At 51.8% G+C, this 13,480-nt stretch carries 12 protein-coding genes; all 12 read left to right on the plus strand.

Annotated features, from left to right (window positions below; translation table 11 throughout):
- Window positions 1–24 precede the first annotated feature (24 nt).
- The 12 genes from purR (at window position 25) to G3255_RS00300 (ending at window position 12,726) form a co-directional block, all read left to right on the plus strand.
- Window positions 25–849, plus strand: coding sequence for a pur operon repressor (gene purR / locus G3255_RS00245; RefSeq protein WP_211652808.1), 825 nt, complete (start codon window positions 25–27; stop codon window positions 847–849).
- 1 nt (window position 850) lies between these two features.
- The gene (locus G3255_RS00250; protein ID WP_211652809.1) at window positions 851–1,228 is read left to right on the plus strand and encodes a RidA family protein; all 378 of its coding nucleotides are present in this window, start codon (window positions 851–853) and stop codon (window positions 1,226–1,228) included.
- A gap of 148 nt (window positions 1,229–1,376) precedes the next feature.
- Window positions 1,377–1,661: a septation regulator SpoVG gene (gene spoVG, locus G3255_RS00255; RefSeq protein ID WP_211652810.1), complete on the plus strand. Its 285-nt coding sequence runs from the start codon at window positions 1,377–1,379 to the stop codon at window positions 1,659–1,661.
- A gap of 41 nt (window positions 1,662–1,702) precedes the next feature.
- Window positions 1,703–1,864, plus strand: coding sequence for a hypothetical protein (locus G3255_RS00260; protein WP_211652811.1), 162 nt, complete (start codon window positions 1,703–1,705; stop codon window positions 1,862–1,864).
- A 96-nt stretch (window positions 1,865–1,960) separates the two neighbouring features.
- Window positions 1,961–3,331: a bifunctional UDP-N-acetylglucosamine diphosphorylase/glucosamine-1-phosphate N-acetyltransferase GlmU gene (gene glmU / locus G3255_RS00265; protein ID WP_211652812.1), complete on the plus strand. Its 1,371-nt coding sequence runs from the start codon at window positions 1,961–1,963 to the stop codon at window positions 3,329–3,331.
- A 17-nt stretch (window positions 3,332–3,348) separates the two neighbouring features.
- Window positions 3,349–4,311: a ribose-phosphate diphosphokinase gene (locus G3255_RS00270; protein ID WP_058382226.1), complete on the plus strand. Its 963-nt coding sequence runs from the start codon at window positions 3,349–3,351 to the stop codon at window positions 4,309–4,311.
- A gap of 96 nt (window positions 4,312–4,407) precedes the next feature.
- Window positions 4,408–5,058, plus strand: coding sequence for a 50S ribosomal protein L25/general stress protein Ctc (locus tag G3255_RS00275; protein WP_058382225.1), 651 nt, complete (start codon window positions 4,408–4,410; stop codon window positions 5,056–5,058).
- A 108-nt stretch (window positions 5,059–5,166) separates the two neighbouring features.
- The gene (gene pth, locus G3255_RS00280) at window positions 5,167–5,727 is read left to right on the plus strand and encodes an aminoacyl-tRNA hydrolase (RefSeq protein ID WP_211652813.1); all 561 of its coding nucleotides are present in this window, start codon (window positions 5,167–5,169) and stop codon (window positions 5,725–5,727) included.
- 109 nt (window positions 5,728–5,836) lie between these two features.
- Window positions 5,837–9,370, plus strand: coding sequence for a transcription-repair coupling factor (gene mfd, locus G3255_RS00285; RefSeq protein WP_211652814.1), 3,534 nt, complete (start codon window positions 5,837–5,839; stop codon window positions 9,368–9,370).
- A gap of 16 nt (window positions 9,371–9,386) precedes the next feature.
- Entirely contained in the window at window positions 9,387–10,967 is a 1,581-nt protein-coding gene (locus tag G3255_RS00290) for a putative polysaccharide biosynthesis protein (protein ID WP_211652815.1), read from the plus strand.
- Window positions 10,968–10,970: 3 nt separating this feature from the next.
- Window positions 10,971–12,449 carry a bifunctional methyltransferase/pyrophosphohydrolase YabN gene (gene yabN / locus G3255_RS00295; protein ID WP_211652816.1) on the plus strand — a complete coding sequence of 493 codons (1,479 nt, stop codon included), beginning with the start codon at window positions 10,971–10,973 and terminating at the stop codon, window positions 12,447–12,449.
- Window positions 12,436–12,726 (plus strand): RNA-binding S4 domain-containing protein, encoded by a 291-nt coding sequence (locus tag G3255_RS00300; RefSeq protein WP_058382220.1) that lies wholly within the window; start codon window positions 12,436–12,438, stop codon window positions 12,724–12,726. The genes yabN and G3255_RS00300 overlap by 14 nt, the downstream gene beginning before the upstream one ends.
- Window positions 12,727–13,480: the final 754 nt, after the last annotated feature.

Raw genomic sequence — 13,480 nt, forward strand, 5'->3', positions numbered from 1 at the left:
ATTCGTGTTTAGGAGAGGGTAGTAGTGAAATGGAAGCGCAGTGAACGCTTGGTCGACATGACGCATTATCTATTGGAACATCCGCATCAATTGATTCCGTTGACATATTTCTCGGATTTGTATCAGTCAGCGAAATCGTCGATCAGCGAGGACCTAGGCATCGTCAAGGAAACCTTTGAAGAAAAAGGCATCGGCCTGTTGATGACCGTGCCGGGGGCTTCGGGCGGCGTCAAATATGTACCGAAGATGAAAGATGCCGAGATTCGCCAAGTCATGGACGGATTGATTACGGAATTGAGCCAATCGGACCGGCTATTGCCGGGCGGTTATTTGTATATGACCGATGTGCTCGGCAACCCCCAAATGATGAACCGCGTCGGCAAAGTGTTTGCCAGCGCGTTTGCAGGCGAGAAAATCGATGCCATCATGACGGTCGCGACAAAAGGCATCCCGATTGCCCAGGCGATCGCGCGCCACTTGAATGTGCCGGTCGTCATCGTCCGCCGCGACAGCAAAGTGACGGAAGGCTCCACGGTCAGCATCAATTACGTCTCGGGCTCTACGCGCCGTATCCAGACGATGGTGCTGTCGAAACGCAGCATGAAGAGCGGACAGCGCGTGCTCATTACCGATGATTTTATGAAAGTCGGGGGCACGATGAACGGCATGAAGAACTTGCTGGAAGAATTCGAGTGTACATTAGCTGGCGTTGCAGTGCTCGTGGAAGCGGAGCATGCAGACGAACGCCTCGTGGAAAAATATCTCTCCCTCGTCAAATTGGACGAAGTCAGCGAAAAAGACCGGACCATTACATTGAGAGCCGGAAATTATTTTGAAGGAGCGGATTAATATGAAATACGTAGCGACAGACAAAGCAGCAGCGGCAATCGGGCCGTATTCCCAAGGCGTCATTTCAGGGAATATGTTCTATAGCTCGGGGCAGATTCCATTAAAAGCGGATGGAGAGCTCGCACAAGGCGGCATAGCGGAACAAACGCATCAAGTGTTCGGCAATCTTCAGGCTGTGTTGGAAGAAGCGGGATCGTCGCTTCAGCAGGTCATTAAGACGACGGTCTTCATCAAAGACATGAACGATTTTGCAGAACTGAACGCTGTTTATGCTTCTTATTTCGGGGATCACAAGCCAGCACGGTCCACAGTTGAAGTGGCACGCCTGCCAAAAGATGTGAAAGTAGAAATTGAAGTCATTGCGAAAGTTGCACAATAAAACCACCTTTTGGGTGGTTTTTGTTTTATTTTCATTTATTAAGTAAATTTTCTAATAAATTCTGTAATTTTTGAAGGAATTTAGTCCTCGTTCCCGAATACAATCAAAAGCGCCAAAAAATTACAGCAAGAGAAGGGGAGATTTGAGAATGGAAGTAACTGATGTAAGATTGCGCCGTGTCCAGACTGATGGACGCATGCGGGCAATCGCTTCAATCACGCTCGACAATGAATTCGTGGTGCACGACATCCGTGTCATCGATGGCAACGATGGATTATTTGTCGCCATGCCGAGTAAGCGGACACCGGACGGGGAGTTCCGCGATATTGCACATCCGATTAATTCCGGCACGCGCAATAAACTGCAAGAAGCCGTGCTCGAAGCATATGGACAAAGTGAAGAACAGGCAGTACTTGAGAATGCCGGCATCTGACACGCTGAAGAACCTTCCACTTCTAGAGAAGGTTCTTTTTTATGGGCAAATTTCAATTGGCAAGAGGATCATTTCTTAGCATCGCTATCCAGAAGGTGGAAAAGCGCGCAATTGCGCTCGCTTCGGGCTTTGTAATGGGATTGTCATGTCCTGTAACCTTGAAAATCAAGGGTTTTTCAGCTATAGTCAATAAGGAAACGTGAAAGTGGCATTTTTTTGCCTAGAACGGGCAGCCCTTTCGCCAGACAATTATTTTTCAGTTAATCAGTTTAAATACATGAAACGGAGGGATTCGACCGATGGATAATACATATGCGGTAATTTTGGCGGCCGGACAAGGCACGCGCATGAAATCGAAATTGTATAAAGTACTTCACCCGGTGTGCGGCATGCCGATGGTAGAGCATGTAACGGGGAATATCCACCAGCTTGGCGTCGAGAAAATCGTCACGATCGTCGGGCACGGAGCGGAGAAAGTAAAAGACCAGTTGGGAGACATGAGCGAATATGCACTCCAGGAAGAGCAGCTTGGCACAGCCCACGCCGTGCAGCAAGCAGCACCGCTAATCGAAGGGAAAGCAGGGACGACGATCGTCGTGTGCGGCGATACACCATTGATCCGTGCAGAAACGATGCAGGCACTCATCGACCATCACAAAGAAAACAGTGCTAAAGCGACCATCCTGACGGCTATTGCTGAAGACCCAGCAGGTTACGGCCGTATCATCCGGGGTGCTGCGGGAAGCGTCGAGAAGATCGTCGAGCAAAAAGACGCATCGACTGAAGAGCAAGCCGTAAAAGAAATCAATACCGGAACCTATTGTTTTGATAATGAAGCTTTGTTTGAAGCTTTGAAAAACGTATCCAACGATAATGTTCAAGGCGAATATTATTTGCCGGACGTCATCGAGATCCTGCAGAAACAAGGCGAAATCGTTGCGGCACACGCGACCGATAGCTTCGAAGAGACGCTCGGCGTCAATGACCGCGTCGCGCTGAGCCAAGCGGAAACGTTCCTTCGCCGCCGCATCGCTGAACAGCATATGCGCGCTGGCGTATCAATCATCGACCCGGCAACAGCGTATATCAGTGCGCAGGCGAAAATCGGGGCTGATACAATTATCCATCCGAATGTCACCATCGAAGGCGATACAGTCATCGGGGAAGATTGCATCATCACGTCGAATACGCGCATCGTCAGCAGCACCATCGGCGACCGCACGGAAATCCGCAGCTCCGAAGTATATGACAGCACGATCGGAAATGACACGGCTGTCGGGCCATTCGCTCATATCCGTCCGCAATCCGCGCTCGGAAATGAAGTGAAGATCGGCAATTTCGTGGAAGTGAAAAAAGCTGAGCTTGGTACAGGCAGCAAAGTGTCTCATTTGAGCTATATTGGAGATGCTCTTGTAGGCAGCGGGGTCAATATCGGCTGCGGCACGATCACGGTCAATTACGACGGCAAGAACAAGCACCTCACGACCATTGAAGATGATTCATTCATTGGCTGCAACTCGAATTTGATTGCACCGGTGACTATCGGCAAAGGTTCTTATGTCGCGGCAGGGTCGACCATCTCGAAAGATGTGCCTAATGAGGCCATGGCAATCGGCCGGGCGCGCCAGGAAAATAAAGAAGGCTACGCAAGTAAACTAAACCGCAAATAATAGGAGGGTTTCCCCTAATGGGCATTCAAAATACTAACTCGAAGTTGAAAATCTTTTCGTTGAACTCGAACAAAGAACTGGCTGAGCAAATTGCTGAGCAAGTGGGCTTGCCGCTTGGCAAAAGCTCGGTCACACATTTTAGCGACGGAGAAATCCAGATTAACATCGAAGAAAGCATCCGTGGCTGCGACGTGTTTATCGTCCAATCAACTTCACAGCCAGTCAACGAAAACTTGATGGAGCTATTGATCATGATCGATGCCGTCAAGCGTGCATCTGCGCGTACCGTAAACGTAGTCATCCCATACTACGGTTATGCACGCCAGGACCGTAAAGCACGTTCACGTGAGCCGATTACGGCCAAGCTCGTTGCCAACCTGCTCGAGACAGCCGGCGCGACGCGTGTTGTGGTCTTGGATCTTCACGCTCCGCAAATCCAAGGGTTCTTTGATATTTTGATTGACCATCTGGTAGCTGTGCCACTCCTATCCGATCATTTCCTGAACGATCCGAACATCGATCTCGAGAACGCGATCATCGTGTCGCCGGACCACGGCGGGGTTACGCGTGCCCGTAAAATGGCGGACCGCCTGAAAGCGCCGATTGCCATCATCGATAAGCGCCGCCCGCGCCCGAACGTTGCCGAAGTGATGAACATCGTCGGGAACGTCGAAGGCAAAACAGCAATTATCATCGACGACATCATCGATACGGCTGGAACGATTTCGATTGCAGCTAGCGCATTGATCGAAAGCGGAGCGAAAGAAGTATACGCTTGCTGTACGCATCCAGTGCTTTCGGGCCCTGCTGTCCAGCGCATCCAGGATTCCGTTATCAAGGAATTGGTCGTGACCAACTCGATCGCTCTTGCAGATGAGAAGAAAATCGACAAGATTAAACAATTGACGGTTGCACCGCTTCTTGCTGAAACCATTATCCGCGTACACGAACAGAAATCGGTCAGCACTTTATTTGATTGATGGCGCTGGTATATGCCAGAGTCTTCCAGGTTTCAGCTTGATATGAACAGGGTAGTTATAAACTATGCGTTTAATATAACTGGAGGTTGAAATTATATGGCTATCAAAATGACAGCAGCGAAACGAGAAACAGGAAAACCGCATTCGGCATTGACCGATTTGCGCGGCGAAGGCCACGTGCCTGGCGTCGTATACGGCTACAAAATGGAAACGACACCGATTGCCGTATCCGAAATCGACTTGATCAAAACTTTGCGTGAATCTGGGCGTAATGGCGTCATCAGCTTGGAAATCGGCGGCAAGAGCACAAACGTCGTATTGAGCGATTACCAAATGGATTCATTAAAAGGCAGCTTCAAGCACGTCGACTTCTTGGCAATCAATATGTCTGAAGAAATCGATGTTGATGCAACTGTTCACTTGATCGGCGAATCGCCAGGCGAAAAAGAAGGCGGCGTTGTGACGCAGCCGAACCGCGAAGTTCATATTCGCGTCAAGCCGAGCGATATTCCGGATTCTGTCGATATCGATATCAGCGAGCTCGCAATCGGCGACTCTGTGTCGGTCAGCGACATCCGCGACAAATTCAGCTTCGAAATCTTGAACGACGATGACTTCCTGTTGATTTCTGTTACAGCACCACGTACAGAAGAAGAGCTAGAAGAGCTTGAAACAACAGACGAAGGCGAAGAGCCTGAAGTGATCGGCGACAACGAAGAAGAAGCAGCCGGCGAAGAAAAAGAATAATTCCTGCAATGCCCAAACAGGGACTGCCCATCGGCAGTCCCTGTTTTTATTGTACGCGCGCAGATTATGGTAAAATAAAAGGCAGTGAAGAGATAAAAGGAGTTTGCTATGAAAATGATCATCGGCCTGGGGAATCCAGGAAAACCATATGAAGAAACCCGCCATAATATTGGCTTCCATGTAATCGACCGGTTGGCAAGCGAGTGGAACGCCCCGCTTACGCAGTCCAAATTCAAGGGGATGTATTCCGTTGTCCACCGCCCAGAAGGCAAGGTGATGCTCGTCAAGCCGCTGACCTATATGAATTTATCCGGCGAATGCATCGGTCCGTTGATGGATTATTACAACGTCGATATGGAAGACATTGTCGCCATCTACGACGATCTGGATTTGCCGGCAGGCCAGCTCCGCTTGCGCCAAAAGGGGAGTGCCGGTGGCCACAACGGCATCAAATCGCTCATCCAGCATCTCGGCACCCAACAGTTCAACCGCATGCGCATCGGCATCAGCCGCCCGCCTGCAGGGATGAAAGTGCCGGATTATGTACTCGCTAAGTTCAGTGCTGAAGAAAAGCCATTGATGCAAGAGGCGGTCAAAAAAAGTGCGGATGCGTGCAATTACTGGCTGTCGAAACCATTTAATGAAGTCATGAACGAATACAACGGTTAATCGCTTTGGCGCATGCGTGCGTCCAAGGCTTTTTCCCGTTTCCTATCGTTTTTAAAAGGGTAATATAGCCATCAAACGGCTTTATTTTGGACAGGAAGGAGGAATCTTCATGAAGCACATTTTGCAGACATTTTTAGGGGATTCCCACACTCAATCGTTTATCAAAGAACTGAAAAAAGGGCAGGACCATCAGCTGATCTCCGGCTTATCCGGCAGCGCACGGCCGATTTTTTACCAAACGGTCCATGAAGAACTGGACAAGCCGCTGCTCGTCGTGACGCCGAATTTGCTGCATGCCCAACGGGTCTATGACGATTTGGTCAGGCTCATGGGGGAGCAGCGCGTGCGTTTGTATCCGGCGGAAGAAACGATCGCTGCCGATATCGCATTTTCAGGGCCGGAACTGCGGGCCCACCGCATCGATACGCTCGACCATATGAAATCGACCGGCAAAGGCATTTACGTCACGCCGGTTTCCGGCTTGCGCAAATTATTGCCATCTCCTGCACAATGGGACGGGGCGACTTTGCGCGTTTCGGACGGAGATGAACTCGAGACCGAAAACTGGCTATTGAAGCTTGTTGCAATGGGCTATTCCCGCACGACGATGGTCACTTCCCCCGGCGAATTCGCTTTACGCGGCGGCATCCTCGATGTCTACCCGCTGCATTTCGAGCATCCGGTTCGCATTGAGCTATTCGATACGGAAGTCGATTCCATCCGCTTGTTCTCCGCAGAAGACCAGCGTTCGCTTGAGAAAATCGAGTCGCTGTGCATTTTGCCGGCTGTTGAATTGGTGTTGTCGGCAGGACAGAAGCGTGTATTGGCAGACCGGATCGAAGATCAATTGACGGCGAGCTTGAAGAAGCTCAAGGATGACGATACGAAAGAGTTGATGCTGCAATACGTACAGCATGATATCGACACATTGCGGAGCGGCGACGAACCGGAACAGCTGGCGAAATATGCCGCTTTGGTCGACTCGCAATCCGCTTTTCTCGGGGATTATTTCCCTGAAGACGGCGTCGTGTTTTTCGATGAGCTCGGGCGCATCCAGGAAATGACCGAAACGCTGGAGCGCGAAGAAGCGGAGTGGACGGTATCGCTTCTCGAGGAAGGGAAGTTCCTCCATGACGTGCCGCTGGCGTACCCGTTCCGTGAGGTGTTATCGAAACTCAAGCAGCCGGCCAATTTCCTGTCACTCTTTACGCGGACTTTTCCGCTCGTCACGATCAAGAAATCGCTCGCCTATTCCTGCAAGCCGATGCAATCGTTCCATGGGCAGATGAATTTATTGCAAGCTGAAATGGAACGCTGGACGCTCGGCAAGTTCCGCGTATTTGTCGTGGCAAGCGGCGAAGAACGGCTGCAAAAAGTGCGTTCTGTGCTGGAAGATTACGAGATGGAAGCGGAAATCATTACCGAAAAAACCATCGTGCAAGACGGCAAAACCTATCTCGTCGACGGTGAATTGTCGGGCGGCTTTGAAATGCCGCTGCAGCGCATGGCAGTCATTACCGATGCGGAATTGTTCAAAAAGCAGCCGAAGAAAAAAACCCGCGCACAAAAATTGACCAATGCCGAGCGCATCAAGAGCTATTCGGAAATCAAGCCGGGTGACTACATCGTCCATATCCATCACGGCATCGGACGCTTTGTCGGCATTGAGACATTGGAAAGCGGCGGCGTGCATAAAGATTATCTTCACATCGTCTATAAAGGCGATGATAAATTATTCGTGCCGGTCGACAAAATTGACCTCGTCCAGAAATACATCGCCTCGGAAGAAAAAGAACCGAAGCTCCATAAGATGGGCGGCGTCGAATGGAAGAAAACGCGCACGAAAGTATCGGCCGCCGTACAGGATATCGCCGATGACTTGATCAAGCTGTATGCGGAACGCGAAGCGCTTGAAGGCTTCACGTTCAGCGAAGACCAGGACATGCAGCGCCAATTCGAAACGGAATTCCCTTACGAGGAAACGCCTGACCAATTGCGCTCCATAGACGAAGTGAAAAAAGACATGGAGAGAAAACGCCCGATGGACCGCTTGATCTGCGGCGATGTCGGCTACGGCAAAACGGAAGTCGCCATTCGAGCGGCGTTCAAAGCGGTGCTAGACGGCAAGCAAGTGGCGTTCCTTGTGCCGACCACCATTCTCGCCCAACAGCATTTCGAAACGATGAGCGAGCGTTTCAAGGATTACCCGATGGAAGTTGGCCTCATGAGTCGCTTCCGTTCAAAAAAACAGCAAACTGAAACGGTTAAAGGCTTGAAGAACGGTTCGGTCGACGTCGTTGTCGGCACGCACCGCATCTTATCGAAAGATGTCGTGTATAAAGATCTCGGCTTGCTGATCATCGATGAAGAGCAGCGTTTCGGTGTGACCCATAAAGAGAAAATCAAGCAACTGAAATCGACGGTGGATGTCTTGACCTTGACGGCGACGCCGATTCCGCGGACTTTGCACATGTCGATGATCGGCGTGCGCGACCTGTCCGTCATCGAGACGCCGCCTGCCAACCGTTTCCCGGTGCAGAGCTATGTCATGGAACATAATGGCGGGCTCGTGCGCGAAGCGATTGAACGCGAGATGGCGCGCGGCGGCCAAGTGTTTTATTTATACAACCGGGTGAGCGATATGACCCGCAAAGTGGACGAGATCCAGCAGCTCGTTCCGGAAGCGCGCGTCGGCTATGCCCATGGGCAGATGTCTGAGACCGAACTCGAATCGATCATTCTCGGCTTTCTCGATGGCGAATACGATGTCCTTGTGACGACGACGATCATCGAAACCGGCATCGACATCCCGAACGTCAATACGCTCATCGTCTATGACGCCGACCGCATGGGCTTGTCGCAGCTTTATCAATTGCGCGGACGCGTCGGACGCTCGAGCCGCGTGGCGTATGCCTATTTCATGTATCAGCGCGATAAAGTGCTGACCGATGTCGCAGAAAAGCGCTTAATGGCTATCAAGGAATTCACCGAACTCGGCTCCGGCTTTAAAATTGCCATGCGCGATTTGTCGATCCGCGGGGCGGGCAATTTGCTCGGCTCCCAGCAGCACGGCTTTATCGATTCGGTCGGCTTCGATTTGTATTCGCAAATGCTCGAAGAAGCGATTGAAGAGCGCCGCACCGGCATGAAGAAAGAAGTCGTGCCGGAAGTGGAAATCTCGCTGACGGAAGACGCTTATATTCCGGACAGTTATATTGCCGACGGCTACCAGAAGATCCAAATGTACAAGCGCGTCAAAAATATGGAAACTGCCGAAGAAATGATCGACTTGCAGGATGAATTGATCGACCGCTTCGGCGATTTGCCGATCGAAGCCGAGCAATTGCTGCGCATCGCCCGCATGAAAGTCTGGGCGCGCGCTGCCGGTGTCGAATCAATCAAACAGCAAGGAGACCGCGTCACCGTCAAATTGAGCGATGCCGGAACGGAAGCGATCGACGGCGGAAAAGTCGTCGAAGCTTCCAGCAGCTACGGCCGTGCAGTCGGCTTTACGATGAACGGCCAGGCACTCGTTTTGAATATAGACGGCAAGAAGACCGGCAAGCATCATCCATTTGATGTGCTTGAAGGCATGATGGAGATTCTGGCTGATTCTGTCCGGGAAGAGGCGTCGGTCGGTTGATGCGGGGGACAAGCAGATGACGGCGCAACATTCGATGGCCAGTTTCTTGAAAGGCGCCGCGTTGCTTACGCTCGCAGGGTTTATCGTCAAACTGCTGAGCGCTGTTTACCGGGTACCGTTTCAGAACCTGGTCGGCGACGAGGGCTTTTATATTTATCAACAAGTGTATCCATTCGTGGCGATTTTCGGCATTTGGACGTCCTACGGCTTTGCGGTCGCCGTGTCGAAATTATTGGCGGAGCATCAGGACGCAGAGCACGCAGGAATTTTGCGCGTTGCGTTTTGGCTAATCGCCATCATTTCTGCTTCAGCTTTTGCCGTGCTGTACCTGGGTGCTGGTGTGCTCGCCGGCTGGATGGGCGATCCCTTGCTTGCCGGGTTGCTGCGGGCAGGGGCGTTTGCGGTCGTCTTCATGGCGCCGCTTGCCATTATGAAAGGCCGACTTCAGGCAACTGGCAATATGGCACCGGTCGCAACGGCCCAAGTCGCAGAACAGGCAGTGCGCGTCGCGGTCATTCTGATTGGGGCATTTGCTGCCGTCAGCTCCGGTTTGTCGCTGTATGCGGCAGGGCAGGTGGCGATCGCCGCTGCTGGTGCCGGCGCATTCGCGGCTGTGCTGTTATTATGGCGCTCTTACCAGAGACAAAGAGAGCGCTCTATTATTACCTTCCAACAAGGAATGGCGAAGAAACTGCTGTTTACAAGCCTCAGCGTCAGCATGAGTTCCCTGTTATTGGTGCTGTTTCAGCTGGTCGATTCGTTTACTGTCTATCGCCTGCTTGAACAGCTGCTCGGGGCAGAGGCCGCGATGGAACAAAAAGGCATCTACGACCGTGCGCAACCGCTTGTGCAATTCGGCATTTTGCTGGCGACTTCTTTGACGCTGTCGCTCGTGCCGCTCATTGCCCGTACGATGCAGGAAAAAAGCGGCCGCAGCCCGGAGCTTTACGCGAGCCTCGCATTTCGCGTGTCCGTTTTGTTTGCGGTCGCTGCGTCGGCTGGTTTGACACTGGTCATGCCTTATGTAAATGAAGCTTTATTCCAGACGCCGGACGGATCTTTTGCACTGATTGTTTTTAATTGGCAAATCGTTTCGATGTCGCTTGTGCTTGTGCTGACGGCGATTCTGTACGGCTTCGGAAAAGTTCGTGTGCCGGCGCTGTTCTTGTTTATCGGCTTGCTGCTGAAACTAGCCGGCAATTTATGGCTGGTGCCGGGATACGGCATCACCGGGGCGGCGCTTGCCGGCAATATTGGCTTGGCCTTTATTGCGGCAGCGCTCATCTGGTATTTTAAAAAGGTTTGGCCGCTGCTATTTGCTCACGCCCGTTTTTACGGCTGGCTCTTGGCGGCATCAGTGGCGATGGCGATCGCGGTGTACGCCTTTATAGTGGTGATCGTGCCGCTATTGCCATGGTCCGGCCGGTGGGAAGCCGTTTTCATCACACTGACCGCCGTTCCTCTCGGCGCTGCCGTGTTTTTACTGGTGGTGGCAAAATCACGGATTATCACTGAAAGGGAATGGTATATTATCCCGTTCGGACGCCGGCTGGCTGCGTTGCAATTGGCGCTCAATCCACGAAAGAAAAGGAGTTAGACGATGCATACCATTCATATACTCGGCCTTGGCGCCGGGGATCTTCTGCAATTGCCGCTCGGCGTATACCGTACCTTGAAAGAGGCGGACCCGCTTTACTTGCGGACAGCGGATCACCCGGTCGTTACAGAGCTGGAGACAGAAGGCTTACGTTACGAGAGTTTTGATGCAATTTACGAAAAGCATGACGATTTTGCGCCGGTTTATAAGGAAATCGCCGAGACGCTTATTGCGCTTGCGGAAAACGCATCCGTTTATTACGCAGTGCCGGGACATCCGCTCGTTGCGGAACAGACGGTGCAATTTTTGATCGAAGCGGAAAAACAAGGGCGCTGTGAATTGTCGATTGCCGGGGGGCAAAGCTTTTTGGACGCCATATTCGGCGCTTTGCGCATCGATCCGATCGAGGGTTTCCAGCTGGTCGACGGCACAGGCCTCGACAGCGACCGCTTGAATATGACCGAACATATTTTGATTGCGCAAGTGTATGACCAGTTCAGCGCATCCGAAGTGAAACTGTCGCTGATGGAGAAATACCCGGACGATTACCCGGTAACGATTGTTACAGCCGCAGGGGCCACTTCAGAGCGCCTGCGTACGGTGCCGCTCCACGAACTCGACCGTTCGGCGGAAATCGATAATTTGACGACTGTCTACGTGCCGCCTGCAACGGAGCAGACGCAGCGTTTGAAAGAATGGCAGACATTCCGTGAGATCATCGCGAAACTGCGCAGTCCTGAAGGCTGCCCGTGGGACCGCGAGCAGACCCATGAATCGCTGCGCCCTTATTTACTCGAAGAAGCGCACGAATTGCTGCAGGCGATCGAAGAGGAAGATGACGAAGCCATCGCTGAAGAACTGGGCGATGTGTTGCTCCAAGTGTTCTTGCACGCGCAAATCGGCCAGGATAGTGGCTATTTCCAGTTGGAAGACATCCTAGAGGCCATCAGTGATAAAATGATCCGCCGTCATCCCCATGTATTCGCTGACGTGAATGTAGCGTCTGCGGATGAAGTCGTGGATAATTGGCAAGCAATCAAGCGCCAGGAAAAACCGGCGGGCGAATCACTGCTTGATGGCCAGGACCGTCACAGCTCGTCGCTGTTGACCTCGTATAATTACCAGAAGAAAGCAGCGAAAGTGGGCTTTACCTGGAAAGACGCGGACGGCGCTTGGGCGAAGTTCGAAGAGGAATTGCAGGAGTTCAAGATTGAAGTGGCGAATGGTTCCAAAGACCAGCAGCTTGATGAATTCGGCGATTTGTTGTTCACGCTCGTCAACATCGCGCGTTTTTACGGCTTGTCGCCCGAACAGGCGATGGTCCAGGCGAACCGCAAATTCCGCACGCGCTTTTCACACGTGGAGCAGCGCGCGAAAGAAGGCGGCCGTACGTTTTCAGATTACACATTAGACCAGCTCGACGGCTTCTGGAACGAAGCGAAAGCTGGACACGGAGAGGACGAAAATCATGAGACTCGATAAATTCCTGAAAGTATCCCGTTTGATCAAGCGCCGCACTTTGGCGAAAGAAGTAGCCGACCAAGGTCGCATTTTGGTCAATGGCAATAAAGCGAAAGCGAGCAGCGTCGTCAAAGAAGGCGACGAACTGCAGATCCGCTTCGGGCAAAAAGTGGTTACTGCCCGCATCGACCAATTGCGCGAAAACGTCCGCAAAGAACAGACTGCGGAAATGTACACGATCCTGAACGAAGAAAAGCTCGATAAAGTGGACCCGAGCTTTGTGGACGACGAGGCATAAAGAATGAAAAAGAACCCAGCCGGTTAGCGGTTGGGTTCTTTTTGTGCTGTGGCAACTTTTGGCGTGTAAGAGTTACGGGTGGAGATTGCGCTTCGGGCGGACGCTTGCCTAGGGGTGGGAATCGAGCCTCCTCGTCGCGCAAAAATCATGCGCTCCTGTGGGGTCTCTCAAACCCGCTGATCCCTCAGGCGTCGCCGCCCTAAACTCCATCTCTAGATTTAGATTGGTAAGTAGTTGTGTCATCCTCTCCACTCAGCAAATGAAGAAATAAAGTGCGTTTTTTCTCGGTAGACCAGTTTCCTGATTTTGTTCAGCACATGCATTTCCAACTAAGCTACGACGTATTCAAAAGCGGACGAACCATCCAGAACTGAAACCATCTGACTCATTCGATTCAACGAAATGTCTAAGCCCCTCGCGCTTAAGGGTGAAGTGGAGCCAAGAGACAGGCGTTCTTCCTGGCTCATGGCAGGAGCTCAACCCAAAGCGAGGCGGCGGCGGCAAAGGGGTGCAAAAAAACAATGAACGAACCCCGTCGCATATAAACTGCATAGCCCAACTCTTTTGACCAATTAAGCTACTTACCCAAAAGCGGACGAACCATACAGAACCGAATCCATCTGTCTCATTCGATTCAACGAAATATCCAAGTCCCTCGCGCTTAAGGGTGAAGCGCAGCCAAGAGACAGGCGTTCTTCCTGGCTCATGGCGAGAGTTTAACCCCAAGCGAGGCGGCGGCTACCAAGGTGATGAA

The sequence above is a fragment of the Planococcus sp. MSAK28401 genome (genome assembly GCF_018283455.1).
GTDB lineage: Bacteria > Bacillota > Bacilli > Bacillales_A > Planococcaceae > Planococcus > Planococcus alpniumensis.

Excerpts from the sequence above, each read along its gene's own strand:
- G3255_RS00250 (WP_211652809.1), top strand. The coding sequence starts at position 851 with ATGAAATACGTAGCGACAGACAAAGCAGCAGCGGCAATCGGGCCGTAT.
- spoVG (WP_211652810.1), top strand. The coding sequence starts at position 1,377 with ATGGAAGTAACTGATGTAAGATTGCGCCGTGTCCAGACTGATGGACGC.
- G3255_RS00260 (WP_211652811.1), top strand. The coding sequence starts at position 1,703 with ATGGGCAAATTTCAATTGGCAAGAGGATCATTTCTTAGCATCGCTATC.
- glmU (WP_211652812.1), top strand. The coding sequence starts at position 1,961 with ATGGATAATACATATGCGGTAATTTTGGCGGCCGGACAAGGCACGCGC.
- G3255_RS00270 (WP_058382226.1), top strand. The coding sequence starts at position 3,349 with ATGGGCATTCAAAATACTAACTCGAAGTTGAAAATCTTTTCGTTGAAC.
- G3255_RS00275 (WP_058382225.1), top strand. The coding sequence starts at position 4,408 with ATGGCTATCAAAATGACAGCAGCGAAACGAGAAACAGGAAAACCGCAT.
- pth (WP_211652813.1), top strand. The coding sequence starts at position 5,167 with ATGAAAATGATCATCGGCCTGGGGAATCCAGGAAAACCATATGAAGAA.
- mfd (WP_211652814.1), top strand. The coding sequence starts at position 5,837 with ATGAAGCACATTTTGCAGACATTTTTAGGGGATTCCCACACTCAATCG.
- G3255_RS00290 (WP_211652815.1), top strand. The coding sequence starts at position 9,387 with ATGACGGCGCAACATTCGATGGCCAGTTTCTTGAAAGGCGCCGCGTTG.
- yabN (WP_211652816.1), top strand. The coding sequence starts at position 10,971 with ATGCATACCATTCATATACTCGGCCTTGGCGCCGGGGATCTTCTGCAA.
- G3255_RS00300 (WP_058382220.1), top strand. The coding sequence starts at position 12,436 with ATGAGACTCGATAAATTCCTGAAAGTATCCCGTTTGATCAAGCGCCGC.